Source organism: Lentzea aerocolonigenes, assembly GCF_000974445.1.
Lineage (GTDB): Bacteria > Actinomycetota > Actinomycetes > Mycobacteriales > Pseudonocardiaceae > Lentzea > Lentzea aerocolonigenes.
This window is the reverse complement of sequence record NZ_BBOJ01000018.1, coordinates 145,930-172,781: the sequence shown is the minus strand read 5'-3', so window position 1 is coordinate 172,781 and position 26,852 is coordinate 145,930. Positions and strand designations below refer to the sequence as shown.

Below are 26,852 nucleotides of genomic sequence, written 5' to 3'. Positions count from 1 at the left end.
GCCCTATTCTGCCGGTGCCCACGCCTTCGCGAGCTTCACCCGTGCACCGGTCTGCAGCAGCGAGCCGGTGTAGAGGCGCGAGGCGATCAGCAGGATCGCGACCACCGTGGCCGCGAGGAGGACGAGAGAGAGGATGGCCTCCCACGGCTGTGCCTGCTGGCCGAACAACCTCACCGGCATCGCGACGCCGGCGGTGAAGGGCACGAAGGACATCACCTTGAGCACAGTGGCGTTCTCGTAGAAGAACTGCACGCCGAAGTACGGTCCCATCACCGCGAGCATGACCAGGCCCATCGTCGAGCCGAGGTCCTCCTGACGGCTGACCAGCGCACCGGCGACCGCCCACATCGACGAGATCAGCACGAACCCGAGCATCAGGAACGGCACGAACCAGCCCAACGCGGGCGCCACCACTCCCAGCAGTTCGCCGAGACCGGCGACCCGCAGCGCGATCGGTGCCGCGAGCGCGAGCACCACGACCTGGGCGAGCGTCAGGATGGTGTGGCCGAGGATCTTGCCCGCGAGCAGTGCCCGCACCGGCACCGTCGACACCAGGATCTCCACGATCCGGGTCTGCTTCTCGGTCACGGTGCTCTGCGCGATCGCCGCGCCGCCCATGCCGAACATCAGGAACACCAGCCCGAACACGATCACGGTGACGGCCCGTTGCCCGGAGCTCACCGCCGACGCGTCCAGCAGCTCCACCGGCGGTGACTCGACGAGCTGCCGGATCACGTCGTTGGGCGGGTCGTTCAGCGCGAGGACCTTGATCCCGCCACCGTCCGGCACGATCGCCGCCTCGACCTCGTCCTCGCGCACGAGGTCGGCGGCTTCCTCGACGGTGGCCACCTCTCGGACGTCGAGTTGCTTGCCCTGCACGACCCGCACGGCGGATCCGACCGCGGCGACCTTGGGATCGTCACCGCCGAACACCGTCGGCAGCACGGTGAGCGCGAACAACCCGACGATCGTGAACAGGAAGCCGATCCAGAAACCCTTGCTGCCGACCAGGGTCTTGATCTCGCGTTCGGCGACGAGCCAGGTGGACTGGCTGAAGGAGGCCCTGGCCATGTCAGATCACTTCCTTGAAGATCTCGTCGAGCGTCGGCACGACCGGGGTGAACGAGCGGACCTCGCCGCGGTCCAGGGCGGCCCTGAGCACCTGCTGGGGTTCGGACTCGAACACCGCGCGCGGCCCGTCGAGCTCCAGGATGGTCGTGCCCGGCACGTCGCGGATCCAGCCCGCGTCCTCCTCCACGACGATCTCGTAGCGTTCACCGGCGTGCCGGCGGCGCAGCTCCTCGCGTGACCCGTTCGCGGCGATCCGCCCCTTGGAGATGATCACCACGTCGTCGCAGAGCCGTTCCACGATCGCGAGCTGGTGGCTGGAGAACAGCACGGGCACACCGTTCGCGGCTCGCTTGCGCAGCACGTCCAGCACGGTCTCGACGGCGATCGGGTCGAGGCCGGAGAACGGCTCGTCGAGGATCAGCACGTCCGGGTCGTGCACGAGCGCCGCGGCGATCTGCACGCGCTGCTGGTTGCCGAGCGACAGCGCCTCCAGCCGGTCGTCGGCGCGGTCGGTCAGCTCCAGGTCGGCGAGCAGCTCGTCGGTGTTGCGCTGCGCGGTCGCCCGGTCGACGCCGTGCAGGCGGCCGAGCCACGTGATCTGCTCGCGCACCTTCATCTTCGGGTAGAGCCCGCGTTCCTCCGGCATGTAGCCGAAGTCGGGCCGGTGCGCAGGAGTGACCGGCTTCCCGAGCCAGCTCACCGAACCCCCGTGCGCGGCGAGCACCCCCAGCACGATCCGCATCGTCGTCGTCTTGCCGGATCCGTTGGCCCCCAGGAAGCCGGTCATCCTGCCGGGCTTCACGTCGAAACTCACCTCGTCGAGGACGCGGTGGTCGCCGAAGCTCCGGCTGATCCCCCTCACAGTCAACATGGGAAGAACGTTATGCGGTTCGTACCAAGATCGCGTCCGCCGTGAGGCATCCTCCTCACGGAGGACGCCATGCGGACTAACGAACACTGGCCGTCACGCCGAGGCGGTGCCCTCCTGTGTAGACGTTCATCGACGTGCCGCGGAGGAACCCGACGAGCGTCACGCCCATCTCCCCGGCCAAGTCGGCGGCGAGCGATGAGGGCGCGGACACCGCCGTGAGCACCGGAATCCCCGCCATGACGGCCTTCTGCACCAGTTCGAACGACGCCCTGCCGCTCACCATCAGCACGGTGCTCGTCAGCGGCAGCCTGCCGTTGCGAATGGCCCAGCCGACGACCTTGTCGACCGCGTTGTGCCGGCCGACGTCCTCGCGCAGGCACAGCAGGGTGCCGCCGGCGTCGAACAGGCCGGCCGCGTGCAGACCGCCCGTCCGGTCGAAAACCCGTTGCGCGGCACGGAGTTTCGCCGGGAACTCGGTGATCACCCGCGAGTCGAGCCGGATCGGGTCGGACGCCACCTGCCAGGTCGCGGTGGTGCGCACGGCGTCCAGGCTCGCCTTGCCGCACAGGCCGCAGCTCGACGTCGTGTAGAAGTTGCGCTCGATCGACGGATCCGGTGGCGCGACGCCTTCTCCGAGGCCGACGTCGAGCACGTTGTAGGTGTTGCCGCCGTCGGCCGTCGCGCCCGCGCAGTAGCGGATGGAGGTGATGTCGGACGGGCTGCGCACCACGCCTTCGCTGACCAGGAAGCCCGCCGCGAGGTCGAAGTCGTCACCCGGCGTGCGCATGGTGACGGCGAGGGACTTGCCCCGCACGCGGATCTCCAGCGGTTCCTCGACCGCCAGGGTGTCCGGACGCGCGGTGACCGCGTCGTCCACCAGCCGGATCACGCGCCGCCTGCTCGTCACTCGCCCCACCGGTTGCCTCCCCGCAGATCGCGACGCACTCGTCGAGCAGACGCCGCAACACCTCGTCCCCGTTCATCGCCCGCACGGCCCTGGTGACCACCCAGCTGCGCGGCCACCACGTCGGCGCGGCAATGCCCGCCCTGCGCACGCAATGCGCGACCAGGCGTTGCGCGGACGCCTTCCGTGTGCCGATCACCTTGGTGGCGAAGGGCAACAGCTTCCTCCGACCGTCTTCTGTGGACTGGTCGTTGACGCACCGCGCCACGCACGCCAGCACCGGGTGCACGCAGGCGGGCCGGTCCGACCACACCTCGCCCGCGAGCACCGACGTCAGCTCCATCAGGCAACACCCGTCCGCGGGTGCCGGGTGCCGGCCTCTCGCGAGCCTCGGCACCCGGCTCACAGGCGGGGCCTTCCCGGCTGCGACAGGTGCCGCGTGAACAGCGCACCCGCCAGCCCCAGCACCCCCGCCGCGGTGAACGCGAACGCCGGCCCCTGCGAGGCGAGGACGATCGCGGCGATCAGCGCTCCCCCGGCCTTGGCGGTGTAGAGCACGCCGAAGTTCCGCGCGCCGTTCGTCTCGCCGAAGTACTCCCTGGTGACGCCCACGAGCAACGAGTAACAGCACCCCGTGCCGAGTCCGGCCAGCGTCGCACCGATGAGCAGGCCCACGACGTTGGACGAGTACAGCAGCACGAACTGCGCACAGCCGCCGGTCGCCAACGTCCACACGAGTGCCTTGCGGCGTCCGACGCGGTCCGAGATCCAGCCGACCAGCACGCGTCCTGTGCCCGTCGCCGCGGCGAGCGTCGCCAGAGCAACCGCGCCGAGTGTCTTGTCTCCCACGAACAACGGCAGGTACGCCAGGTCGTAGAGCGACACCGCCGCCGCGAACGCCACACCGCCGTAGAGCCACCAGAACGTGCCGCACCGCATGGCCTGCTCCGGCCGGAACTCCTTGAGCGCCGCCCGGTTCGGCACCCGCGCCCGGTCCAGCGCCCACTCGCGCGGCGACACGTGCGGCGGCCACCAGTGCTCGGGCGGGTCCTTCATCACCACGCCCGCGACGGCGACGACCACGGTGACCGCGATGGACGCCTGCAGGAGAAATCCGCCACCGAAGAACGCCCCGGCGGTCAGCACGAACGGCACCGACCCGTACGCGAACGCCCCGCTGACGAACGCGACCTTCCTGGTCACACGCTCGGGATACCAGCGAACGACCGTGCCCAGGCACGTCGCGTAGACCAGGCCCGCGCCGACACCGCCGAGCACGGCGTACCCGACGAGCTGGCCCTGGCCGAGCGTCAGCAGACCGGTGCCGCACAGGAGCGCGCCGATCCACATGGCACCGGTCGGCGTGAGTCTGTTCCGCTCCTTCAACCAGGCCGCGGGGAACGCCGTGCCCGCCTGGCCCACCGTCCACAACGCCAAGGCCCAGAACAGCTCCGGCACGCTCCACCGTTCCTGCAGCTGAGGGATCAACGCACCGAACCCGTACTGCCCGGTGCCGGCCGCGAGCATCGCCGCCCACGCCGCCCACAGCACCGCGCGGCGCGAGCGTCCCGACACCTCGACGTCGGTCTCCCCCACCCGGTAGAGCCTGCCGACGTGATCACGTACGTAAGTCGCGACTGGCATGCCCTTCACCCCGTCCCGAGGATTGCATACAGTATGAGGTAGGCTATACCACGGGAGCCCTCATGAACATGCCCCAGACATGCCCCAGAACATGCCCCAGAACATGCCGTGGCCTTCGGCCCGCCGGACGGCGCGGGAAGCCGCGAAGCCGCTGGAAGCCGTCGAGCTCGTCTTGTCCGACGCCGCCGGGTTCGCGCTCGCGTCGGGTGTGCGGGCGCTGGCCAGCCAGCCGACCTGCGACACCTCGGCGATGGACGGCTACGCGGTGGCCGGGCCGGGACCGTGGACGGTCGTGGGGCGGATCGCGGCTGGCGATCCCATGTCGGACACGGTGTTGAGGCCCGGTGAGGCGTTCGGGGTGGCGACGGGGGCTCCGGTGCCGGTCGGCTCAGACCTGGTGATCCCGGTGGAGCGCTGCACGGTCGACGGCGCACGGCTGGTCGAACAAGCACAATGTCAACATTCAGGTTGTAGACATGTGGGTGGTCAAACCGCAGGTTGTCAACATCCCGGATGTCAACATCAAGGATGTGAACATTCGGGATGTCAACATCCGGTACCTGCGCAGGTCGGCAAACACATCCGCCGCCGCGGCGAGGACTGGTCAGCCGGCGACGAGCTCGTCCCGGCCGGTTCCGCGGTCTCCCCCGCGGTCCTGGGCCTCGCCGCGGGCGCGGGTCACGACACCCTGCTGGTCCACCGCCGCCCGCGCGTGACCGTGATCGTGACGGGCGACGAGCTGCTCCGGTCCGGCTCACCACGCCCAGGCAGGGTCCGCGACGCCATCGGCCCGATGCTCCCCGGTCTGCTCGTCGGAGCCGACCTGGTCGGCACCACCCACGTGCGAGACGACCCGTCCGCCCTGGCCGACGCCCTCACCAACGCCCTCACATCCGACCAGGCCGACGTCCTCGTCACCTGTGGCGCCACCTCGGCCGGCCCAGCCGATCACCTGCGCCGAGTGCTCCACGACCTCGGCGCCGAGATCCTCGTCAGCGGAGTCGCCTGCCGCCCGGGCCACCCCATGCTGCTCGCCGTGCTGCCCGACGGCCGTTGCGTCGTCGGCCTGCCGGGCAACCCTTTCGCCGCGTTCGCCGCGGTCCTGACGCTGCTCCAGCCGTTGCTCGGCACCCTCGGCGGGCACGCGCCACGCCCACCGATCACCGCGCGCCTCACGCGAGTAGAAGCGCACCCCCGCGACACACGCCTGGTCCCGGTGACCAGGCGGGGCGACAACGCGATCCCCGCAGGCCACGACCGCCCCGGTTCGCTGTGGGGTGCCGCGCTCGCCGACGCCCTCGCCGTCGTCCCTCCTGGGCACCAGGGCGGCGAGGTCGAGCTGATCAGCGCTCAGGCGGGCCAGGTCCCGGTGTAGCCCTCGGCGAGGAACCTCGACCCCGCCTCCGACCCGACCACGGACCTCAGCTCACCGAGCTGACGCCGCACGTCGAAGTCCGTCGCGGCGGGCAGGGCGTGCAGCATGGTCGTCATCCAGTACGAGAAGTGCTGGGCCTTCCAGACCCGGTCCAACGCGCGCGGCCCGTACTCGTCGAGAGCGTCGCGGTCGTTCTTGAGCAGCGCGCGTTCGATCACCTCGGCGAGCACCCGGACGTCCGCCAGGGCGAGGTTGAGGCCCTTCGCGCCGGTCGGGGGCACGGTGTGGGCGGCGTCGCCCGCGAGGAGCAGGTTGCCGTGGCGCATGGGTTCCGCGACGAACGACCGGAAGCGCAGCACCGTCTTCTCGGTGATCGGGCCTTCCTTCAACGTGAAGCCGTCCGGTCCGGCCACGCGGGCCTGGAGCTCCTCCCAGATCCGGTCGTCCGACCACGCGGCGGGATCGGCCTCCGGGTCGCACTGGAAGTACATGCGCTGGTGGGTCTCGGTGCGCTGGCTGATCAACGCGAACCCGCGCGGCGAGTGCGTGTAGACGAGCTCCGGGGCGCTGCGCGGGGCCTGGGTGATGATGCCGAACCAGGCGAACGGGTACTCGCGGAAGCTGTGCGTGCGCACGGATTCCGGCACCTGCGCCCGGCAGATCGAGCGGGAGCCGTCCGCTCCCACGAGCAGGTCGCAGCGGATTTCCTGCCGCACGCCGTCGCTGTCGGTGAAACGGATGGCGGGCTCGGTGATGTCGACGGACGTGTCGCTCACGCCGAACCGCACGTCGCCGCCGTCGCGTTCGCGGGCGTTCGCCAGGTCGATGAACACGTCGGTCTGCGGGTAGAGCCAGACCGACTCGCCCACCAGGGCGCGGAAGTCGATGCGGTGGCTCTCGCCGCCGAACCTCAGGTCGATGCCCTCGTGGGGGTGTCCGTCGCGCAGCACGCGGTCGGACACGCCGGTGTCGACGAGCAGCCGGGCGCTGTCGGCCTCGAGGATGCCGGCGCGGATCGTGTTCTCGATCTCCAGCCGGGATCTGTTGTCGACGACGACGCTGTCGATCCCGTTGAGGGACAACAGGTGCGAGAGCATCAGCCCGGCCGGTCCCCCACCGACGATGCCGACCTGGGTGCGCGTGGTCACGCTTCCTCCTTCAGAACCTGGCGCGCGACCGCGAACGCGTGGTTCGCCGCGGGCACACCGCAGTAGATGGCGCTTTGCAAGATCACTTCACCGATCTCGTTCTCGCTCAACCCGTTGCGCCGCGCCGCCGCGACGTGGAGCTTCAGCTCTTCCCAGTGCCCGAGAGCGATCAACGCCGTGAGCGTCATCGCGCTGCGCATCCGCCGGTCGAGCCCCGGCCGCGTCCAGATCTCGCCCCACGCGTACCGGGTGATGAAGTCCTGGAAGTCCCGAGTGAAGTCGTCGGGGACCGCCCGGTCCACGTGGGCGTCCCCGAGCACCTCACGCCGAACCTTCATGCCGTCGTCGTAGGACACCGCAACTCCTCCACCAGCACCGATGCGACCGCCGCCGGGTTTTCTGCGGGCGGCAGATGCCCGCACCCGTCGAGCACCCGGCCGGAGTTCGAAGGCGGCACCACGACGTCGTGCTCTCCCACCAGCACCCGCGGGGGACGCACGGGTTCACCGGCCTCGAACAGCGCCAACGCCTCGCACGCCAGCGCGTAGGACTCCTTGTCGGTGTCCGCCAGCGCCCGCAGCAGCGCCCCGGCGATCCGCGGCGCGCGTTCGATGAAGCCCGGCGCGAACCACCGCTGCGCCGAACCCTCGACCATGACCGGTGTTCCCGCTCGCCGCACCAGTGCGGCCCGCTCGTGCCACGCCTCTGGCGACCCGATCCGCGGCGCCGCGCCGATGCACACCACGGTCTCGAACGGTCCGTCGTTCCGGCTCGCCAGCTCGAAACCGACCGCGCCGCCGAACGACACCCCGGCGTAGGCGGCGTGCCGTTCACCGGCCAATGCCGTGACGCGTTCGGTCAGCTCGTCCGCGATGTCCTGCACGGTGAACGGCGCGGTCGCCGGAGCGCCGTTGCCGTGGCCGGGCAGGTCCCAGCCGATCACCTCGAACTCGCTGGGCAGCACCATCGCGCAGTCCCGCCACAGCAGCGCGACGGACGTGCCGAGCGACGGCCCGACCACCAGCAGCCGCGACGAGAACTCCGATCCGGCGAGCCGGGTGAGGCTCAGCTCAACGGTCATCGCGCCACCTCTTCAGCACCTCGTCCACGAACAGCTCGGCCGCGCCGAGGTACGAGCCCGGATCGGAGCCGCCACCCCGTTCGGCCAGCAACTCCCCAGCGGCCTCGCCGGCCCGGCGTGCCATCACGTCCGCGTGCACCTCAAGTCCCTCAACGAGTTCAGCCGACTGGGACGCGGCCACGACCACGAGCTCCATCAAGGCCCTCAACGCGGGCCACTCCGCGTGCCACGCCCCGTCCGGCCGCTCGTCCACCGCTCGTGCCGCGCACAGGTGCAGCTGCGCCCCGAGCTGCGGTGCCTGCAGAGCCGCGCTGTGCACCAGCACCGACAGCACCGGGTTCCGCTTGTGCGGCATGGTCGACGACCCGCCGCGTCCCGCCACGGCGCCCTCGGAGACCTCACCGATCTCCGGCCGTCCCAGCGTCAGCAGGTCGGCCGCCATCACCCCGAGCGCGTCGCACGCGCGCACCAGCGCGTCGCTGAGACGCGTCACCGGAGCGCGGTAGGTGTGCCAGGGCATCCCCGGCCAGACCAGTCCCAGGTGACGAGCGAACTCCGCGGCGGCCGCGACCGGATCCACGACGGAAGACGCGCGGGACAGCGTTCCCGCCGCGCCCCCGCACTGCACCGGCAGAGCCCGCGCCACGGCGTCCAGCTCCGCCACCGCGTCCAGCACGCCCACGAGCCACCGCGCGGCCTTGAGCCCGAACGTGATCGGCACGGCGTACTGCGTCAACGTCCGTCCCGCCATCACGCTGGACCGGTGCTCGTCCGCCAGCCCGGCGAGCGCACGGGCGACCCGTTCGAGATCAGCCGACACGCGCTGCGAGACGTCGCGTGCCAGCAGCATCAACGCCGAGTCGAGCACGTCCTGGCTCGTCAGTCCGGTGTGGACGGTGCTGGAGACGTGCGCCCGCAACGCGGACACCAGCGGCAGCACCGGGTTGCCCGCGGCCTCCACCTCGGCCGGGTCCAGCACGGGCACCCACGAGCCGAGCGAGATCGGTGTGCCGAGCACACGTGCCCACGCGACCTCGACCTCCAGCATCGCCCGCACCAGCGCGGTGTCGTCGACCAGGCCGGAGGCGCGATGTGAACCAGGCAGCACGTCAGGTCCGCGGGAACTTGAAGAAGACCGTCTCGGACGGCCCTTGCAGGTGGATGTCGAACCGGAGACGACCGTCGTCCTCCCGCGCCGCCACCAGCCCGTCCACGGCACCGGACGCTCCCGGCAGGTAGATGCGCGTGAACAGCCGGTCGAGCAGCCCGCGCGCGAACACCGTCACCGCGAAGAACGGCAGCCCCGGCTCGACGGTGCTGAACCAGTAGTGCCCGGCGCCGTCGGTGCAGCACCGCCCCCAGCCTGTGAACCTCGCACCCCGCCGCCGCAACGAACCGCCGGTGCTCGGCACCACGCCCGCGGCGTCGGCCTGCCTGATCTCGATCAGCGCGTCCGGCACCGGGTCACCGGCGCCGTCGTAGACGTACCCGTGCAGCACCACGGATCCGGCCGAGCCGAACGGCACCAGCTCGGAGTCGCCGGGAAACGCCAGCGCGTGGTGGAAGAACGGGCCGACGGTCTGGCCGGGAGTCGCTTCAGTCATCGGACGGCTCCAGGTAGGTCGCGTGGCTTCCGGTCAGCACGATGTCCCAGCGGTAGCCGAGCAGCCACTCGTGCTCGGACCGCGAGTGGTCGTACGTGGCGATGAGCCGGGACAGCGCGGCGGGGTCGGTGATCGACTGGGCGATCGGGTCCAGCGCCAGCAGCTGGTCGCCGGGGAAGTACATCTGGGTGATCAGCCGCTGGGTGAAGTCGGTGCCGAACAACGAGAAGTGGATGTGCGCGGGCCGCCAGGCGTTGTGGTGGTTGCGCCACGGGTAGGGGCCGGGCTTGATCGACGTGAACGAGTACCAGCCGTCGTCGTCGGTCAGGCAGCGGCCGACGCCGGTGAAGTGCGGGTCCAGCGGTGCCGGGTGCTGGTCGCCCTGGTGCGAGTAACGCCCGGCCGCGTTGGCCTGCCAGATCTCGACGAGCTGGCGCCGCACCGGGCGGCCGTCGCCGTCGAGCACTCTGCCGTGCACGCGGATGCGCTCGCCGATGGGCTCGCCACCGCGCCCGATCGTGAGGTCGGACTCGGCGGCGGCGACGTCGGAGTGCCCGAAGACCGGCGCCAGCAGCTCGGCGCCCTCGGGGTCGACCTGCTGGAACTCCTTGGTCGGGTGGCGCAGCCGGGTGCTGCGGTACGGGGCGAAGTCCAGCAGCGGCGCACCGGTCGGTGTGTCCGCCTGGATCTTCGCGATCTCGTCGCTGATCTCGTGCTGGCTGGTCGTCACGGGATCAGACGCTAGGTAGCCGGACCCGCCGCCGTCGACCGAAGGCTTCCACTGAGTGGAAACCCTCGCACCTATCCCGCCGTGCAGGTCGTGCCGTTCAGCGTGAACGAGCCCGGCACGGAGTTCGGCCCGGTCACCGACCCGTTGAACCCGATCTCCACCGATCCGCCCGCCAGGATCAACGCGTTGTACCCGGCGTTCTTCACCGTCACGTCGCCACCGGCCTGGGACACCGTGCCGTTCCACATCTGCGCCACGGTCTGGCCGTCGGCGAACCGCCAGCGCAACGTCCACCCGTCGACCAGCGCACCGCTGACGTTGCGCACGGTCACCTGGGCCTGGAACGCACCGGTCCACTCGTTGGTGACCCGGTACACGACGACGCACGGCGGTGGAGGCGGAGGTGGCGGTGTGGTGGTGGTCGACGTCGACGTCGGGGCCGGTGACTGTGGTGCGGTCGACGTGGGGCAGTCCTGCGCCCACAGGCCGAGTTTCGCCTGTGCCGCCTTGGTTTCCGCCTCGATCAGCGGGCCGCCGTCCACGCCGGTGGTGCGCAGGACGCCGTTCTTCACCGCCAGCAGCGCGTAGTCGGCGCCGTCCTGGAGCACCAGGGAGACCTCGCCCGGCGTGATGCTGCTGACGCGAACCTCCTTGTCCAGCAACGTCTTCGTCGCGAACTCGAGCGCGGCGGGGGCGGCGCAGGAGGACGGTTCGGCGAGCAGCGAGATGCGGGCTCGGGTGCCGTCCGCCAGTTCGACGGTGCGGCCGTCCACGACGGCACGCACCTTTGTGGACGGTCCAAGGTCTGCGGAGGGAGGAGACGAGATCCTCGGGGCGGCGAAAGGCGTGCCGCCCTGCTCGGCCGTGCAGGCTGCGGTGAGCAGGGTCAACAGCACCAACAAGTGCTTCCGTGCTGTCATAGGGCAAATCTATCCTCCGAGGCAGCTCGATCAATCGGCTGTTCGGAGTTGATCAACTCGGGCGTTCAGAGGCTGCCACCGCGGTTGGTCCGGAAGGAGGCGCCGGACCCTCGTTCGTGGGAACGTGAACATGCCACCGCCGTTACACGGCGCTTCGCCCGCCGTTCACCGGCTCGTGGTGATCAACAGAAATGATCACGACATCCACGAAACCCTGCCGATGGAGGTCTGAAGTGCTCACCCTGCAGTCACACCGGGCACGCCGCCTGTTCGCCGCTCTCGCCGTCGTCGCGTCCGTTCTCGGCGTGACGACCGTCGTCACGCCCGCGGCCAACGCCGACGTCTACGACTCCTGCACCCAGTCGCGCTGTTCCGCGGCCCGCTCGGCCAACTCGACCTGGTCGTCGAAGGGCTACCCCAGCTCACGCGGCTGGTACAGCTGGCCGACCGGGCAGTGCAACTTCGCTGGCGGCACCTTCCAGAACCGCGAGGGCCAGCTGCCGTCGGACCACCGCTACCAGGAGTTCGACGTCTATCCGCGCACCTGCAACGCTTCCCGGGACGCGTACCGGATCGTCGTCGACCGCACCGACGGCGCCGTCTACTTCTCGCCGGACCACTACGCGAACTTCTACCGCCTCTGATCCACGCCGCGAACCGGTCGGGGCGCAACCGCGCCCCGACCCTAAACGTCGATGTGGGCTCCCATGATCACTGTTCGCTCCCGGGGCAGTCCGAAGTGCTCCGCGGCGTCGGCAGTGATGTAGGAGGTCGCGACGAACAGGCGTTTGCGCCAGGCCGCCATCGTCGGGGCCTTGCCGCGTCGCAGCTCGATCTTCGACAGGAAGTACCGCGCCTGGTCGAGGTTCAGCTCACCCTCGGTTTGCGAGGGCTCCAGCAACGCGAGCGCCGCCGGCACGTCCGGCGTCTCCATGTACCCGAAGCGCGCGCTCACGTGGATGATCCCGTCGTCGGCGTACCCGAGCTCGTCGACCTCGATCCGGCGGTCGGGCGGCACGCGCGGCACCGGTTCGGTCTCGATGGACACCACGACCACGCGTTCGTGCAGCACCTGGTTGTGCTCGACGTTCGCGCGCATGGCCAGCGGCGCGGTCTCCTTGCCGCGGTTGAGGAACACGGCCGTGCCCGGCACCCGCGTCGGCGACAGCTCGTGCAGTTCCTCGATGAACGCCTGCAAGGAGCCCTCGGCGTCCCCGCGGGCCTTCGTGACGATCGCCCGGCCGCGCTGCCACGTCGTCATGACCGTGAACGCCGTCAGCCCGATGAGCAGCGGCAGCCACGCGCCGTGCAGGAGCTTGGTCAGGTTCGCCGCGAGGAACAGCAGGTCCACGCCGAGCAGCACGACGCAGCCGAGGCCGATCGCCCACACCGGGGCCCGGAACTTCAGGCGTGAGATGAACAGGAACAGCGTCGTCGTGATGGTGATCGTGCCGGTGACCGCCATGCCGAACGCGAACGCGAGCGCCGCCGACGTGCGGAACGCGAACACCAGCGTGAGCACCGAGACCATCAGCACCCAGTTGATCCACGGCACGTAGATCTGCCCGATCGTCGACTCCGACGTGTGCGCGATGCGCAACCGCGGCAGGTACCCGAGCTGCGCGGCCTGCGACGCCACGGAGTACGCGCCGGTGATCACGGCCTGCGACGCGATCACGGTCGCCGCCGTCGCGAGCACGACCATCGGCCAGCGCCCCCACTCCGGCACGAGCAGGAAGAACGGCCCGCTGACGTTCGCCTCGTCGTCGAGGATCAGCGCGCCCTGCCCCAGGTAGCTGAGCACACACGCCGGGAACACCAGGAACAGCCACCCGCGCGCGATCGCGGGCCGCCCGAAGTGCCCCATGTCCGCGTACAGCGCCTCGGCGCCCGTCACCGCCAGCACGACCGCGGCCAGGGCGAAGAACGCGATGTCGAAGTGTCCGAAGAAGAACCCGAGCGCGTAGGTCGGCGACAACGCCTTGAGGATCTCCGGATGCCTCGTGATGCCTGCGATCCCGGCCGCGCCGATCGCACCGAACCACAGGATCATCACCGGCCCGAAGAACCGCCCGACCGCCGCGCTTCCCCTGCGCTGCACCAGGAACAGCCCGACGATGATCACCGCGGTGACCGGCACGACGAACTCCCCGAGCTCGGGTTCGACGACCTTCAGGCCCTCCACGGCGGACAGCACCGAGATCGCGGGCGTGATCATGCTGTCGCCGAAGAACAGGGCCGCGCCGAAGATCCCGAGCGCCGCGAGCGTCGCGGCCGCCTTGCGCCCCTGCTCGGCCTTCCACCGGCGCAGCAACGTGATGAGGGCCATGATGCCGCCCTCGCCGTCGTTGTTCACGCGCATCGCCAGCAGCACGTAGGTGACCGTCACGATGATCATGACCGACCAGAAGATCAGCGACACGACCCCGTAGACGTTGTCGACACTCACCGGGACCGGGTGCGGGTCGGCGGGGTTGAACACCGTCTGGATCGTGTAGATGGGACTCGTGCCGATGTCGCCGAACACGACGCCGAGCGCGCCGACGACCACCGCCAGTCGGACGGTGCCGTGCGCGAGTTCCTGCCGATCAGCCACGCCCGCAAGATAACCGCGGACCAGACGTGCCGCTGGGCAGCCGGCGCCGCTGACACGACCCTCACGGGCGGTTTCGTAGCCTCGGCACATCGGTTCCCGATCAAAAGGAGCAGGTGTGCCGAGGTTCGTCCTGGTCGTGGCCTTGCTGTCGGCGCTGGCCGCGTGCACCTCGACCTCGCCAGAGTCCAGGCCGGCGGTCCCCACCCCCAGCAGCGCGCCGCCGCCCGCCCAGCAGGTCTACGTGTCGATCGGCGACTCGTACGCCACGGGCTTCGGGCCGAGCGGCACCGGTGAGAGCTTCGCGCAGATCGTGGCGAAGCAGTCGGGTCTGAAGCTCGTCAACCTCGCGTGCAACGGCGCCACGTCCGCCGACCTCGCCACCAAGCCCGCGTGCGGGTCCGACGCCGGGGGCAGGACGCAGCTCGACGCCGCCGTCGAGGCGGTGCGCGGCAAGAAGGACGGCCTGGTCACCGTGGTGATCGGCGGCAACGACCTGGCACCGTGCGCGATCGCCCAGGACCCGTTGCAGTGCGCCACCAGGACCGTCGCCGGCATCAGGACCAACGTCGCCGCCACGCTCACGAAGCTGCGCGAGGCCGCGCCGGACGTGAAGATCGTCGGACTGACGTACCCGGACGTGTTCCTCGGCGCGTGGGTGAACCCGTCGTTCCCCAACGGCAAGAACATCGCCCAGCTGTCGGTCACGATGTTCCAGGACTTCAACGGCACGATCGCGGCCGAGTACGCGAAGTTCGGCGCGAAGTTCGCCGACGTCACCAACACGACCGGCGGCTACAGCGCGTTGACCGAGCTGACCCAGGACCCGAAGTACGGCCAGATCCCGGCCTCGGTCGCCAAGGTGTGCACGCTCACGTACTTCTGCGACCGCACCGACGTCCACCCCACGCCGGCGGGCCACCAGGCGATCGCCGACGCTGTCGCCGCCGCGGCCCGCTGACGCGGCCCTCACGGACAGTTGCGTAACCTCGGACCATCGGTTGCCGATACGAAGGAGCGCGTGTGCCGAGGTTCGCCCTGGTCGTGGCGTTGCTGACGGCGCTCACCGCGTGTTCGGCACCTCTGCCCGAGCCCGCCGTCGCCGCGCAGCCCGGGCTGCGGACGTACGTGTCGCTCGGCGACTCCTACGCGACGGGCCTGAGTCCTGAAGGGACCGGCGAGAGCTTCGCGCAGATCGTGGCCAGGCAGGAGGGCCTGAACCTGGTCAACTTCGCCTGCAACGGCGCCACCTCCGCCGACCTGCTCTCCCAGCCCGCGTGCGGGCCGGAGACCGAGGGCAGGACCCAGGTCGACGCGACCGTCGAGGCGTTGCGCACCGGTGACGTCGGCCTGATCACGATGGTCATCGGCAGCAACGACCTGCTGGAACCGTGTGCGGTGGCGGAGAACCCGGCCGAGTGCGCTGCCGGGGTCGCCGCGGACACCCGGACCAACATCGCGACCGCGCTCACCAGGTTCCGGGAGGCGGCGCCGGACGTGAAGATCGTCGGACTGTCCTATCCGGACGTGTTCCTCGGCGCGTGGGTGAATCCCGAGTTCCCGAACGGCGAGGACCTGGCCCGCACGTCGGTGACGTTGTACGAGGACTTCAACAACCAGGTCGCCGCCGAGTACGCGAAGTTCGGTGCGAAGTACGTCGACATCACCGGCAAGACCGGCGGTTACGGAGCGCTGACCGAGCTCACGCAGGACCCGAAGTACGGGCAGATCCCGTCCTCGGTCGCGGAGGTGTGCACGATCACGTACTTCTGCGACCACACCGACGTGCACCCCACTCCGGCCGGGCACCAGGCGATCGCGGACGCGGTCAGCGCCGCGAGTCGCTGAACTCACGCGAACGGCAGCGGGAACAGCAGCCGGATGTACCAGCTGCCCAGGGCCCGCGAGGCGAGCTCGTTGGGCCACTCCGTCATCGTCGAACTCCTTTCGAGTGACGTCCGGAGTTCGCTTTCTCACGCGGTGCGACCACGAGGCCCACCCCCGAACCGCGGCAGGGTTTTCCCCGTATTACCCGAAAGCCTCTGTCGGGCGGCGGCGTCGACTGACAGGCTCTGGAACCGTTGCCGCAGCGAGGGAAGTGCCCGATGACCGTGCTCCCGCAAAGCACCGACGCCCTGCACCGGCTCAGCGACGCCGTGGACGGCTTCCTGCGCGGTGAGAAGGAGTTCAACCTCGCCGACCCCTCGGCGCACATGCTGGTCGGCGGCCGCTTCCGCACCCTCGGCGCGCAGATCGGGTCCAGCGTGCTCGCGGGCGTGCCGGACGAGGACATCGCCGCGATCGTCCAGCCCGCGCGGTCGGCGTGCGCGCGGTCGCCCTTCATGCGCGACGAGCAGGAGTGGGCCCGCGGCTACCCCAGCGACTTCCGGCTCGTCGAGCACGTCCTGGCCCAGGCGGTGAACGCCCAGCCGGGCACGCTCGGCTGGCACGTCGAGACGAACCTGCAGCACTCGGCGATCACCCAGCAGCTGCGCAACCGGGTGATGCACCAGGCCCGGCTGATCAGCGACGCCCTCACGGCGCCGCGCTCCGGCCCGCGGTCGGTGCTGGTGATCGCCTCCGGTGCCGCCCCGGACCTGCGGCACATCCCGCCCGGCACGGTCCGGCCCGGCGACAGGTTCGTGCTCACCGACGTCGACCCGGACGCGCTCGAGCTGGCGCAGAAGCGGCTCGGCCTGCTCAACGACTTCACGACCGCGGTCCCCGGCAACGTCTTCCGCGCCCTCCCCCGCCTCGCCGAGCTCGGGCCGTTCGACCTGGTGCTCGCCAACGGCCTGTACGACTACTTGAACGACCGCGCGGCCGTCCGGCTGACGGAGGCCGTGCTGACCAGGCTGTGCCGTCCTGGCGGGACGTTCTACTTCTCCAGCACCAAGACCGGCAACCCGTTCCGGTGGTCGCTCGAGTACCTGATGGACTGGCAGGTGATCGAACGCGACGAACCCGCCGTGCGCGCGCTCCTGCCGGGGCGTCCCGTGTCGGTCGGCTACGACCCGACCGGACTGGCGCTGCTCACGCACGTCCGGGCTTGAAACCCCTCACCTCGGCGAGCTGTCAGCCCGACACGCGCAGCCGCGCCAGGTGGTGTTCCAGCAGCCGCCGGACGAGGGTGGGCGGCATCTGGTCCGGCACGGTCACCGCGTGCAGGGCGATGCCGTCGAACAACGCCTGCAACAGGCGGGTTTCGAGGTCGAGGTCGGCACTCGGGGCGATCTGCCCGGCGGCGGCCATCGCTTCGAGCAGCTCGCGGCACAGGTGGGTCAGCCGCGTGTGGGCCTCCGTGTTGAGCTCACCGGCCTGGGAGTCGATGCGCACCAGGGACAGGAACGCCACCCAGATCTCGGTCGCGACGTACGAGTCCGGTTCGGTCGGGAGCAGCAGTTCCAGCTGGGCCAGAGCGCGGTCGCGGGGATCGGACGGCAGATCCGGGGCGGCGAGGCGGAGATCGGCGGCTTCCGAGATCGCCTTTAGGGCGAACAACAGCAGCTCCGCCTGGGTGGAGAAGTAGTACTGGACCGAGCTCGGTGACCAGCCGGCCTGACGGGCGACGGCGCGGACGGACGCGCCCTGGACGCCTCGCTCGCGGATGACCGTCCACACCGCGCGGACCAGCTCCCAGCGGCGTTGCTCGTGGTCGACGATCTTCGGCACACGACCTTTCTACACTCCTGCCTCGTTTCTGTACAGTTGACCGAAATAAGGCTCCAGGGGGAAACGTGAACCAGTCCAGACTTCTGGCCGTCGGGCGAGCGGTGGCGGGTGGTGGCGCGATGGCCGTGGCGCTCGGCACCGCCGGAGCCGCAGCGCAGGCCGTGCACAGCCGCACCGGGTTGAGCGGTCTCGGGCGGCAGGCGTTGGCCGCCGCGATCTGTCTCGTGCTCGCGGTGTCGTTGATCGTGCTGCTGCGCCGGCGGGTCGACCGGCTGCCGCTGGCCGATCTCGGTTTCAGCGGGGGCGCACGGGCTTTCGGGCTCGGAGTGCTGGTCACCGGCGGCTCGGCGGTGGTCGTCCTCGGCGCCGGCACGTGGGCGGGCTGGCTGAGCTGGGGGCAGCTGGACCCGGCGAGACTCGTGCGGTTCCTCGTCGTCAACGCGCTGATCGCGGTCGCGCTGGAGGCGTTCCCGGAGGAGCTGGTCTTCCGCGGGTACGTGTACACCTCGCTCACCCGGGCGTTGCGCCGATGGACGGCGTTCCTCACCACGGTTGTGCTGTTCACCTTCGCCGGCGCCGCCTCGTCCGTCGTGCAGGCGGGGGTGGGCACGCTGCTGGGCGAGAACGTGCCGCCGCCCGGCTTCGCACCCGCGGGCGAGGACCCGATCGCCTACGCGGTGCTGTACCCGATCTTCGGCGCGGTCCTGCTGACCGCGAGGATCACCACTGGTTCGCTGTGGACGTCCATCGCCACGCACCTGACGTACCTGAGCGTTCTGCGGGTCACGATCGACGGCGCTGCGCGAGACAGCGGCTGGTCGGCCACCCCGGTCACTCCCGACGCGTTGCTGCTCGTGCCCGCGTTCCTGCTGCTCGCCGCTTCCGGGTTCCTCGTGATCGGCCGGCTGCGCGGGGGCGGGGCAGGCCGGCGCGACCGCATGGCGTTGCACAGCCGGGCAACCAGCCGATCAGCTGGGTGAGCCCCGCCATCAGGCTGCGCGACTCTACGACCAAAGAATGATTCACGATCACCTTGAGGATGAGGCGGCGTGGACCGGAATTGGTCAGAGTTGACGTGTGCATCGCTGTCGGCGTGAGGCCGGGTTGTGACCGTTCCTTCTGCCGAGGTCGTGACGGGCAGACGCTGGGTGGTGCTCGCGATCCTGTGCGCCAGTCTGCTGCTGGTCTCCGTGGACGCGACCGTGCTGCACATGGCCCTGCCCGCGCTGTCGCAGGACCTGCGGCCCACCGCCACCAGCCAGCTGTGGATCATCGCGGTCTACTCGCTCGTCGCGGCACCTCTGCTGCTCGCCTTCGGCACGCTCGGCGACCGGTACGGCCGCCGCCGGATCCTGGTGCTCGGCTACGTGGTGTTCGGCCTGGCCTCGCTCGCCTGCGCGTGGGCCCCGAGTGTCGCGGTGATGATCGCCGCGCGGGCGGGGCTCGGCGCGGGCGGCGCGATGATCATGCCGGCCACGCTGTCGTTGTTGCGTCAGGCGTTTCCTGACCGAGCCGAACGTCAGGTCGCGATCGGCATCTGGAGCGGGGTCGCCGGTTCCGGGGCGGTGCTCGGGCCGCTGCTCGGCGGTTTTCTGGTGGAGACGTTCTCCTGGCACGCCGCGTTCCTGATCAACGTGCCGGTGATGGTCGTGGCGATTCCGCTGACGTACTGGCTGATTCGAGAGTCCGCAGACCCTCCGGACGGGCCGTGGGACGTGCTCAGCGCGGTGCTGGCCGCACTGGGGGTCGTCGCGGTGGCCTTCGCGATCAAGCAGACCCCGCACGGCGGGACGATGTTCGTGCTCGGGCCGGTGGCGGGGCTGCTCGGGTGCCTGTTGCTCATCGCGTTCGTCCGGCGGCAACGAGAACTGCCCGTGCCGCTCCTCGACGTGACGCTGTTCCGCAACCGCGCGTTCAGCGTCGCGGTCGGCAGTGTCCTGCTCGTCATGACCTCGCTGGTCGGCCTCGGCCTGCTGTTCGCCCAGTACCTCCAGCTCGTGCTCGCACTGCAGCCGATGCAGGCGGCGCTGCGGCTGCTGTTCGTCATGGTCGCCGCGGTCATCGGCAGCGTCGTCGCCGGTCCGCTGTTGCAGCGGTGGGGGAACCGGCGGGCAACGGTCGCCGGATTCGTCGTCGGTGCGGCAGCTCTGGCCTCGGCCGCCGCGGGTCTGACGGTGACGGAGAACCTGTGGCTGCTCGGGCCCGTGCTGGCCGCGACCGGGTTCGGGGTCTCGGTTTCGCTCACCGCGGCCTCCGACGCCCTGCTCTCCGCGGCACCCGCCGAGCAGGCAGGTGCCGCGGCCGCTGTCGAGGAGACCGCCTACGAGCTCGGCGCCGGGCTCGGCGTCACGGTTCTGGGCAGCGTGGCCACCCTGATCTACACGGCCAGTCTTCCGGGCACGGCATCGCAAGCACGCGACGGCCTCACCGAAGCCACGGCCGCCGCTGCCGGACTGCCACCCGAAGCGAGCGCTCAGCTGCTCGAACTCGCCCGCGCCGCGTTCGTGACCGGCACGCGGGCCGCGCTGGTGGCCGGCGCCGTCCTGTTCGTCCTGGCCACGATCGCCGCCGCGCGTGCGCTACCGAAATCCGAGGAACCACGATGACCGATCTCGACGTCCACACCGGCACAACACCTCCCGCGCAGCCCGGTGTCGGCGGCGGCTGGCGCACACCCGCAGGCCTGTACCGGATGATCAGCAGCCCGGTGCTGCGCATGATCCTCGGCTGGGACCTGCCCCGGCACGACGTGCGCGTGATCAGCCGCCGCCCCGGGACGGTCTGCGTGGAAGTCGGCAGCGGAGGAGGTTTCTACACCACAGCGCTCAAGAACCACCTGGGCACCGGCAGCACCCTGGTCGCCCTCGATCCCTCGCCGTCGGCCATGAGGTCGCTGCAGCGCCGGCTGGACGGCTCCCCCGGCGCCCGGATGTCCTACGTGGCCGGTGACGGTTGCTTACTTCCGTTGGCCGACAACCACGCCGACACCCTGTTCTACGGCTACAGCCTCGAGGAGATGCCAGACCCCCTGGCAGCGATCCGCGAGGCGCACCGGGTGCTTCGACCAGGCGGCGAGCTCGTCCTGTTCCTCTGGCGGCCGGTGTTCACCCGGACTCGGCGTCGCCCTGTCGTGGCCGTGCTGGACGAGCTGTTCGAACGCCGTCACACCGCCGCCGGACCGCAGAACATCCGCCTGATCTACCGGAAGGCACGCTGAGCGCTCAGCGCAGGCCGTGCGCGATCCGGGTCACGAAGGCCACCAGACGGTCGGGCGTGAACTTCTCCGGGTCAGTGAGCACCAGGCGCCCGGACATCTCGGCCAGAGCGAGCATCGCGTGGCCCAGCAGGCCGGAGTCGAGGTCGTCCAGGCCACCCAGTTCCTTCAGGCCGAGTGCGGCCAGGTCCTCGATCTGGGCCAGCACGCCCGCGCGGACCAGTTCGACCTGGGCCCGGAACTCGCGGGGCGTGCCCTCGGGCGGGAGGAGCACCAGGCGCCACCGGGCGGGGGCCTCCACGACGGCGTTGACGAAGACGCGGACGGCGTCGGCGAACGCGTCGTCCGGGGAGCGGGTGGCGAAGTCGGTGGGCAGGGCGGCGATCACCTGCTCGGTGGCGCGGGCGGCTTCCCGTTCGAGCAGGGCGCTGATCAACTCGGCGCGGTTCGCGAAGAGGTCGTAGAGCACGGGCTTGGTGACCTGGGCTTCTTTGGCGACCGCCTCCATCGTCACGGTGTCGAAGCCCGCCGGGATCAAGGTCAGCGCGGCGTCCAGCAGCTGCTCGCGGCGCTGCTCCGGGGGCAGGCGGCGGGCGTACTTCCGGCGCGTTGTGTTCACGGGACCATATTGCTACGGTGGCGTAGCTTTCACAAAGCTACGGTGCCGTAGTAATTGGCGCCAAGGGTCGGCGGAGGTACGCGATGGAGCCGGACAACCTCGTTCTGCAGCCGCGTGACGTGCAGTTCGACTGGTCGACCCTGCCGATGCACTGGGTGCCGGACGAGCCGGTGACCACGCACGTCATGAACGTCCTGCACCTGCTGCTGCCGGAGGGCGAACGCTGGTTCGTGCGGACGTTCCAGCAGGCCGTGCCGCTGATCTCCGACGACACGTTGCGCGAGGACGTGCTCGGGTTCATCGGCCAGGAGGCGATGCACGCCGAGGCGCACAGCGAGGTGCTCGACCACCTGCTCGCCAACGGACTGGACCCGCGCCCGTTCACCCGGCAGATGGAGCACGTCTTCCAGCGGATCCTCGGACCCAACGCCGGCCTCACCGAAGCGCGGCAACGCGAGCAGCTGATCGAACGGGTCGCGATCGTCGCCGCCGTCGAGCACTTCACGGCGTACCTGGGCGACTGGATGCTGAACGCCGACGCGCTCGACCGGGCGGGCATCCACCCGGTGATGCTGGACCTGCTGCGCTGGCACGCGGCCGAGGAGGTCGAGCACCGCAGCGTCGCGTACGACCTGATGTGCCACCTCGACCGCCGGTACGTGCGTCGCGCGCGCACGATGTTGCTGGTGGCGCCGGTGCTCTTCTGGCTGTGGGTGCGTGGCGCGCGGTTCATGGTGCACGCGGACAAGAGCACGAAAGTCCGCTTGACCTGGCGTGAGGTCATGCGGGCCGGGCGACGCGGGTTGCTGCCCCGGTTGTCGGAGATCTTCCGGGCGTTCCTGCGGTACTTCCACCCGGCGTACCACCCGAAACAGGAAGGGTCGACGTCGCAGGCCGTCGCGTACCTGGCGTCCTCCCCCGCAGCCCGCGAGGCCCACTGATGCTGGGCGGCCTGACGAGGTTCGGCGACCTCTACGACGCCGCCGTCACGCGGTTCGGCGGCCGGGCGCGTCCCGGTGTGGCACGGGACGCTTTGCGGCTCGACGTCGTCGAACGCACGCAGGTCGCGGACGGCGTGGTGAGCCTCCGGTTCGGCGGAACGGCACTGCCCGCGTGGCAGCCTGGTTGTCACGTCGACCTGCACCTGCCGTCCGGGCTGCGACGGCAGTACTCGTTGTGCGGCGACCCCGCCGACGACACGTACCGGATCGCCGTGCGCGAGGTCGGCGCCGGCTCGCGCGAGGTGCAGGCGTTGCGGGTCGGCGACCGGATTCAGGTTCGCGGGCCGCGCAACGCTTTCCCGTTCGCCGGGATCGGGCCCGTGGTGTTCGTGGCGGGCGGCATCGGGATCACGCCGATCCTGCCGATGGTGCACGCGGCCGCGCGGCGAGGCCTCGACTGGCGGCTCGTGTACTGCGGGCGCTCGACGAAAGCCATGCCGTTCCTCGACGAGCTGCCGATCGGCCGGGTCGACATCAGGATCGGACGCGGCGGGCCGCTGCTCGACGACGCGCAGCCCCGGGGCGCGGTCTACTGCTGCGGTCCGGCGTCGATGCTGGACCAGGTGCGGGCGGAGTTCTCGTCGCGCTGGCTGCACTTCGAACGGTTCAGCCCGCCGCCGATCGTCGGCGGGCGTCCGTTCACGGTCGAACTGCGCCGCAGCGGGGTATCCCTCGACGTGCCCGCCGACCGTTCCGCGCTGGACGTGATCAGGGACTTCCGGCCGTCGGTCGCCTACTCGTGCCGGCAGGGGTTCTGCGGCACGTGCGACGTGGGCGGCGTGCGGATCTGCGTGGACAGGCCGACCGGTGACCGACTCGTGCTGGAGGAGCTGTGAAGGTGCGTTCCGGGGAAGTCGAACTCGCCGTGCAGGTGCGCGGCACGTCCGGGCCGACCGTGGTGCTCGTGCACGGGTATCCCGACACGCACGCGGTGTGGGATCGCGTGGCCGCGTTGCTGGAGAAGAACTTCCGCGTCGTCACGTACGACGTGCGCGGCGCGGGCGAGTCGACGCCACCGTCCACTGAGGACGGATATCGGCTCGAACACCTGGCGCGGGACCTGTTCGCGGTGATCGACGAGGTCAGCCCGGACGAGCCGGTGCACGTCGTCGGCCACGACTGGGGCTCGATCCAGTCGTGGGAGGCCGTGACGACGCCGGGTGCGCGGATCGCGACGTTCACGTCGATCTCCGGGCCGTGTCTCGACCACATGGGGCACTGGTCGCGGCGGGGTCTGTCGCTCGCTCACCTCAAGCAGTTCGTGAGGTCCTGGTACATTGGCGCGTTTCACCTGCCCGTGGTCGCGCCGCTGTTCTGGCGGCTCTACCTCGGCCCGCGCTGGGGAGGCGTGCTGAAGCGGCTCGAAGGTGTCCACGCGCGGCCGGCGAGCACGATCACCAGGGACGCCGTGCGCGGGATCTCGTTGTACCGGGCCAACATCCGCCAGGTCATGCGCTCGCCCCGGCAGCGTCTGGCGCCCGTGCCGGTGCAGGTGATCCAGCCGACGCGCGACCGCTACATCGACACGGGGCCGCTCGACCTCGAACGCTGGGTGCCCGCGCTCACCCGCCGCCGGATCGCCGCGGGACACTGGGCGCCGCTGAGCCACCCGGAACCGCTCGCCCGCATGATCAGCGAGTTCGTCCGGGACTCCACTCCCCCGCGTGAGCTCGTCGTGGTCACCGGCGGTGGCAGCGGGATCGGCAGGGCGACCGCGCTCGCGTTCGCCGAAACAGGCGCACGGGTCGTGGTGTCCGATGTGGACTTCGCTGCGGCCGAGGAGACCGCCGGCCTGGTCGACGGTCACGCCTACGAGGTCGACGTGCGGTCGGAGGAGGCGGTCAGGGCCTGGGCGCGGCAGGTCGCCGACGAGCACGGCGTGCCGGACGTCGTGGTGAACAACGCCGGCATCGGCCACTCGGGGTCGTTCCTGTCGACGTCGGCCGAGCAGTGGCAGCGGGTGCTGGACGTCAACCTGTGGGGCGTGGTGCACGGCTGCCGGGCGTTCGGCGAGCTGATGGTCGAACGCGGAGAGGGCGGCCACATCGTGAACCTGTCCTCGGCGGCGGCCTACCTGCCGTCGAAGATCCTCTCCGCGTACGCGACCAGCAAGGCCGCGGTGTTCATGCTGTCGGACTGCCTGCGCGCGGAGCTCGCGCCGCACGCCATCGGCGTCAGCGCGATCTGCCCCGGCGTGGTGAACACGAACATCACGGCGACCTCGACGTTCTCCGGCGTCAGCGCCGACGAACAGCGCCGCAAGCAGGACCGCGCGTCCCGCCTGTACGCCCGGCGCGGCTTCGGCCCCGAGGGCGTGGCCGCCGAGATCGTGCGCGCCGTCCGCCGCAACCGCCCGGTGGTGCCGGTGACGGTCGAGGCGAAGGCGGCACGGCTGGCGAGCCGGGTCGCGCCGGGCCTGCTGCGCCAGTTCGCCAAGCTGGACGTCGGCTAAACCTCTGCGAGTTCGCCGCCGAACGCCGCCGCGAGCCGAAGCCACGGCGCGGCCTCATCAGGCCTGCCCTGCCGCTCCAGCGTGCGGCCGAGCAGCAGGTGGGCGTAGTGCTCGACCGGGTCGCGCTCCACGATCACGCGGAGCTGCGCCTCGGCCTTGCCCAGCTGGGCTGAGTGGTAGTAGGCGCGTGCCAGCAGCAGCCGGAGGTCCGTCTGGAACGGCACTTCCTCCGCGACCTCAGCCAGCAGCTGCGCGGCCTTGGCGTAGTCCCTGACCTCGAACAGCAGCTGTGCGCGTTCCCACTTGTCGGCTGCGCTCTCCACGCGAACCGTCTCGAACAGGCGTGTCGCGGTGACCCAGCGGTCCGCCGCCACCTCCCCGTTCGGCTGGTAGTCGTTGAAGTTGTCGCTCATCGAACCTCCCTTCCGCAGGCGTACAACGTCACCCGGCGGCAGGTATTCCTCCGATCAGCGGCAGCGGCTCGAAGCGGTGCCCCGCCCAGATCCGCCGTGACGTCTCCTCCGGGTACGCGACGACGGCCGGCGGCACGTCGAAGACTCGGGTGAGTCGCGAATCGGTGTCGTAGGCGGGCCATCCGGGGTCGCCACCGCGCGCGAACCCGGTCCACGCGCTGCGCATCAGCGCGGAAACCTCCTCGGTGTCGGCGGTCACCTCGCCGAGCACCGCCGCCGCCTGGCCCCGGTCGAGGTTGCCGAACACCAGCGGCACGTCGAGCCCGTGGCACGCGCGGAACACGGGAGTCGGTTCCCACGCGACGACGTAGACGAACGCACGGCCGCCCGCCGCCACCTGGGCTTCCGCGAGGTGCAGGGACGGCATCCGGAACAGCCAGTCGGAGCAGACCAGCTCGAACAGCTCTTCGGGTTCCGCGGACGGGTACGTGAGACCGGGCGCGAACACCTCCAGCGCCGCCGACGCCTGCTCCGGCGTCACGCTGCCCACCAGGCCCTCCAGCACGGACAACAGCCGTTGCTCGTGACGCGTGTGGCCGACGATCAGCTCGACGTCCCGCGCCGCTCCGTCGGCCAACGCCTGCCAGGGCGTCACCGGGAGCACGTCCCCGTCGACGACCGGGGCGAACGGGATCTGCTTGTGCGCGGCCTGACCCCAGCGCCCGGCGAACTGGCCGATCTTGGCCATCACCTCGTCGCCGGCGATCGGCAGCACCGTTGGATCCACAGTGGACAGATCGGCGACCGTGGGGCGCAGGCCGAGTTCGGCGGCGCACACCCCGGCGATGTCGGCGGCCAGCTCCGGCGTGAAGAACGGGCCGGGCACGCTGCTCGCGATCGCGCGGTGGAACAACCCGAAAGCGCGCGGCATGGCCAGCAACGCGGCCACGGAGCCGCCACCCGCGGACTGGCCGAACATCGTCACGCGCGCCGGGTCGCCGCCGAACGCGCGGATGTTGTCGCGCACCCATTCCAGTGCCGCCACCTGGTCGAGCAGGCCGCGGTTGGCGGGCGCGCCCTCGATCGCGGCGAACCCCTCGATGCCGACGCGGTAGTTGAACGTCACCACGACGACGCCGTCGCGCGCCAGCCGTGTGCCGTCGTACTCGAGCAGGCCGGACATGCCGACCGTGTAGCCGCCGCCCTGGATCCACACCATGACCGGCAGGTCGCCGGACACGTCGGACGACCAGACGTTCACAGTCAGCCAGTCGTCACCGGCGACGCCCATGCCGTCCATGCCGAAGAACCCGGCCTGCGGTGGCGGCGGGCCGAACGCCACCGCCTCCCGCACGCCTTCCCACGCCGCAACGGGTTGAGGCGCCCCGAACCTCAGCGTGCCGACCGGTGGTGCGGCGAACGGGATGCCGCGGAAGACCGCCACGCCCGCTTCCACAGTGCCCCGAACAGTTCCAGCGGTGACCCGCACTTCGACCATGGGCGGGATCGTTGCCGCACCCGGCGGCGAAAAGCCAGGGAT

Annotated in this window: 28 protein-coding genes; 12 read left to right on the top strand and 16 right to left on the bottom strand. The window is 70.6% G+C overall.

The genetic code is table 11. From position 1 onward, the window contains the following. Window positions 1-3: 3 nt before the first annotated feature. From AOM45_RS32780 to fdhD, 3 genes are all read right to left on the bottom strand, one after another. Window positions 4-1,071 carry an ABC transporter permease gene (locus AOM45_RS32780; protein ID WP_030469322.1) on the bottom strand — a complete coding sequence of 356 codons (1,068 nt, stop codon included), beginning with the start codon at window positions 1,069-1,071 and terminating at the stop codon, window positions 4-6. 1 nt (window position 1,072) lies between these two features. After that, a complete protein-coding gene (locus AOM45_RS32775) occupies window positions 1,073-1,942 on the bottom strand; it encodes an ABC transporter ATP-binding protein (protein ID WP_030469323.1) in 870 nt (289 codons plus the stop codon). 76 nt (window positions 1,943-2,018) lie between these two features. Then, window positions 2,019-2,858 (bottom strand): formate dehydrogenase accessory sulfurtransferase FdhD, encoded by an 840-nt coding sequence (fdhD, locus tag AOM45_RS32770; protein ID WP_030469324.1) that lies wholly within the window; start codon window positions 2,856-2,858, stop codon window positions 2,019-2,021. Window positions 2,859-2,941: 83 nt separating this feature from the next. Here fdhD and AOM45_RS32765 point away from each other — a divergent pair, with 83 nt between their 5' ends. After that, the gene (locus tag AOM45_RS32765; protein ID WP_030469325.1) at window positions 2,942-3,289 is read left to right on the top strand and encodes a hypothetical protein; all 348 of its coding nucleotides are present in this window, start codon (window positions 2,942-2,944) and stop codon (window positions 3,287-3,289) included. On the opposite strand, the gene AOM45_RS32760 is transcribed toward AOM45_RS32765, so the two are convergent. Next, a complete protein-coding gene (locus AOM45_RS32760) occupies window positions 3,249-4,490 on the bottom strand; it encodes an MFS transporter (RefSeq protein WP_030469326.1) in 1,242 nt (413 codons plus the stop codon). The genes AOM45_RS32765 and AOM45_RS32760 overlap by 41 nt on opposite strands. A 79-nt stretch (window positions 4,491-4,569) precedes the next feature. Here AOM45_RS32760 and AOM45_RS32755 point away from each other — a divergent pair, with 79 nt between their 5' ends. Beyond that, window positions 4,570-5,865 carry a molybdopterin molybdotransferase MoeA gene (locus AOM45_RS32755; protein WP_030469327.1) on the top strand — a complete coding sequence of 432 codons (1,296 nt, stop codon included), beginning with the start codon at window positions 4,570-4,572 and terminating at the stop codon, window positions 5,863-5,865. Here AOM45_RS32755 and AOM45_RS32750 read toward each other — a convergent pair. The 7 genes from AOM45_RS32750 to AOM45_RS32720 form a co-directional block, all read right to left on the bottom strand. Then, window positions 5,841-7,013, bottom strand: a complete 1,173-nt coding sequence (locus AOM45_RS32750) for a 4-hydroxybenzoate 3-monooxygenase (protein WP_030469328.1) — start codon at window positions 7,011-7,013, stop codon at window positions 5,841-5,843. The genes AOM45_RS32755 and AOM45_RS32750 overlap by 25 nt on opposite strands. Further along, on the bottom strand, window positions 7,010-7,351 hold the full coding sequence (pcaC, locus tag AOM45_RS32745) for a 4-carboxymuconolactone decarboxylase (protein ID WP_030469329.1): 342 nt from the start codon (window positions 7,349-7,351) through the stop codon (window positions 7,010-7,012). The genes AOM45_RS32750 and pcaC overlap by 4 nt, the downstream gene beginning before the upstream one ends. Further along, a complete protein-coding gene (locus AOM45_RS32740) occupies window positions 7,348-8,094 on the bottom strand; it encodes an alpha/beta fold hydrolase (RefSeq protein ID WP_030469330.1) in 747 nt (248 codons plus the stop codon). Before AOM45_RS32740 ends, pcaC begins: the two co-directional genes overlap by 4 nt. Beyond that, window positions 8,084-9,202: a lyase family protein gene (locus tag AOM45_RS32735; protein ID WP_030469331.1), complete on the bottom strand. Its 1,119-nt coding sequence runs from the start codon at window positions 9,200-9,202 to the stop codon at window positions 8,084-8,086. The genes AOM45_RS32740 and AOM45_RS32735 overlap by 11 nt, the downstream gene beginning before the upstream one ends. Before the next feature lies 1 nt (window position 9,203). Beyond that, window positions 9,204-9,698, bottom strand: a complete 495-nt coding sequence (gene pcaG / locus AOM45_RS32730) for a protocatechuate 3,4-dioxygenase subunit alpha (RefSeq protein ID WP_030469332.1) — start codon at window positions 9,696-9,698, stop codon at window positions 9,204-9,206. Next, complete coding sequence (gene pcaH, locus AOM45_RS32725) at window positions 9,691-10,428, bottom strand: protocatechuate 3,4-dioxygenase subunit beta (RefSeq protein ID WP_030469333.1); 738 nt, start codon at window positions 10,426-10,428, stop codon at window positions 9,691-9,693. Before pcaH ends, pcaG begins: the two co-directional genes overlap by 8 nt. Window positions 10,429-10,499: 71 nt before the next feature. Further along, window positions 10,500-11,348: a cellulose binding domain-containing protein gene (locus AOM45_RS32720; protein ID WP_030469334.1), complete on the bottom strand. Its 849-nt coding sequence runs from the start codon at window positions 11,346-11,348 to the stop codon at window positions 10,500-10,502. 233 nt (window positions 11,349-11,581) lie between these two features. On the opposite strand from AOM45_RS32720, the gene AOM45_RS32715 reads away from it, so the two are divergent. Then, window positions 11,582-11,992: a ribonuclease domain-containing protein gene (locus tag AOM45_RS32715; protein ID WP_030469335.1), complete on the top strand. Its 411-nt coding sequence runs from the start codon at window positions 11,582-11,584 to the stop codon at window positions 11,990-11,992. Window positions 11,993-12,033: 41 nt separating this feature from the next. Here the strand turns inward: AOM45_RS32715 and AOM45_RS32710 are convergent, their stop codons facing one another. Continuing rightward, window positions 12,034-13,944, bottom strand: a complete 1,911-nt coding sequence (locus AOM45_RS32710; RefSeq protein WP_030469336.1) for a potassium transporter Kup — start codon at window positions 13,942-13,944, stop codon at window positions 12,034-12,036. Between the two features lie 115 nt (window positions 13,945-14,059). Between AOM45_RS32710 and AOM45_RS32705 the strand changes: the two genes are divergently transcribed. From AOM45_RS32705 to AOM45_RS32695, 3 genes are all read left to right on the top strand, one after another. Continuing rightward, window positions 14,060-14,902 carry an SGNH/GDSL hydrolase family protein gene (locus AOM45_RS32705; RefSeq protein WP_030469337.1) on the top strand — a complete coding sequence of 281 codons (843 nt, stop codon included), beginning with the start codon at window positions 14,060-14,062 and terminating at the stop codon, window positions 14,900-14,902. A gap of 62 nt (window positions 14,903-14,964) precedes the next feature. After that, window positions 14,965-15,789: an SGNH/GDSL hydrolase family protein gene (locus AOM45_RS32700; RefSeq protein ID WP_030469338.1), complete on the top strand. Its 825-nt coding sequence runs from the start codon at window positions 14,965-14,967 to the stop codon at window positions 15,787-15,789. Window positions 15,790-16,046: 257 nt separating this feature from the next. Further along, window positions 16,047-16,994, top strand: a complete 948-nt coding sequence (locus tag AOM45_RS32695; RefSeq protein ID WP_030469339.1) for a class I SAM-dependent methyltransferase — start codon at window positions 16,047-16,049, stop codon at window positions 16,992-16,994. Between the two features lie 22 nt (window positions 16,995-17,016). On the opposite strand, the gene AOM45_RS32690 is transcribed toward AOM45_RS32695, so the two are convergent. After that, window positions 17,017-17,613, bottom strand: a complete 597-nt coding sequence (locus AOM45_RS32690; protein ID WP_030469340.1) for a TetR/AcrR family transcriptional regulator — start codon at window positions 17,611-17,613, stop codon at window positions 17,017-17,019. A 65-nt stretch (window positions 17,614-17,678) separates the two neighbouring features. Between AOM45_RS32690 and AOM45_RS32685 the strand changes: the two genes are divergently transcribed. The 3 genes from AOM45_RS32685 to AOM45_RS32675 all read left to right on the top strand — a co-directional run bounded on the left by AOM45_RS32685 (window position 17,679) and on the right by AOM45_RS32675 (window position 20,830). After that, on the top strand, window positions 17,679-18,593 hold the full coding sequence (locus AOM45_RS32685) for a CPBP family intramembrane glutamic endopeptidase (RefSeq protein ID WP_156093997.1): 915 nt from the start codon (window positions 17,679-17,681) through the stop codon (window positions 18,591-18,593). 126 nt (window positions 18,594-18,719) lie between these two features. After that, entirely contained in the window at window positions 18,720-20,219 is a 1,500-nt protein-coding gene (locus tag AOM45_RS32680; protein ID WP_035911295.1) for an MFS transporter, read from the top strand. Continuing rightward, window positions 20,216-20,830 (top strand): class I SAM-dependent methyltransferase, encoded by a 615-nt coding sequence (locus AOM45_RS32675; RefSeq protein ID WP_051783955.1) that lies wholly within the window; start codon window positions 20,216-20,218, stop codon window positions 20,828-20,830. Before AOM45_RS32680 ends, AOM45_RS32675 begins: the two co-directional genes overlap by 4 nt. A 4-nt stretch (window positions 20,831-20,834) precedes the next feature. Here AOM45_RS32675 and AOM45_RS32670 read toward each other — a convergent pair whose 3' ends face one another. Next, window positions 20,835-21,446, bottom strand: a complete 612-nt coding sequence (locus AOM45_RS32670; protein ID WP_030469344.1) for a TetR/AcrR family transcriptional regulator — start codon at window positions 21,444-21,446, stop codon at window positions 20,835-20,837. Between the two features lie 83 nt (window positions 21,447-21,529). Here AOM45_RS32670 and AOM45_RS32665 point away from each other — a divergent pair, with 83 nt between their 5' ends. Genes AOM45_RS32665 through AOM45_RS32655 form a run of 3 tightly spaced genes read left to right on the top strand, consistent with a single transcriptional unit; the run spans window position 21,530 to window position 24,899 of the window. Beyond that, window positions 21,530-22,387, top strand: a complete 858-nt coding sequence (locus AOM45_RS32665) for a metal-dependent hydrolase (RefSeq protein WP_030469345.1) — start codon at window positions 21,530-21,532, stop codon at window positions 22,385-22,387. Further along, window positions 22,387-23,283, top strand: a complete 897-nt coding sequence (locus tag AOM45_RS32660; RefSeq protein ID WP_051783956.1) for a PDR/VanB family oxidoreductase — start codon at window positions 22,387-22,389, stop codon at window positions 23,281-23,283. The genes AOM45_RS32665 and AOM45_RS32660 overlap by 1 nt, the downstream gene beginning before the upstream one ends. Before the next feature lie 2 nt (window positions 23,284-23,285). Next, window positions 23,286-24,899, top strand: coding sequence for an SDR family oxidoreductase (locus tag AOM45_RS32655; protein WP_236703910.1), 1,614 nt, complete (start codon window positions 23,286-23,288; stop codon window positions 24,897-24,899). Here AOM45_RS32655 and AOM45_RS32650 read toward each other — a convergent pair. Both AOM45_RS32650 and AOM45_RS32645 read right to left on the bottom strand, forming a co-directional pair. Beyond that, window positions 24,896-25,312, bottom strand: coding sequence for a tetratricopeptide repeat protein (locus AOM45_RS32650; protein WP_030469348.1), 417 nt, complete (start codon window positions 25,310-25,312; stop codon window positions 24,896-24,898). The genes AOM45_RS32655 and AOM45_RS32650 overlap by 4 nt on opposite strands. Window positions 25,313-25,340: 28 nt before the next feature. After that, on the bottom strand, window positions 25,341-26,810 hold the full coding sequence (locus AOM45_RS32645) for a carboxylesterase/lipase family protein (protein ID WP_035911298.1): 1,470 nt from the start codon (window positions 26,808-26,810) through the stop codon (window positions 25,341-25,343). Window positions 26,811-26,852: the final 42 nt, after the last annotated feature.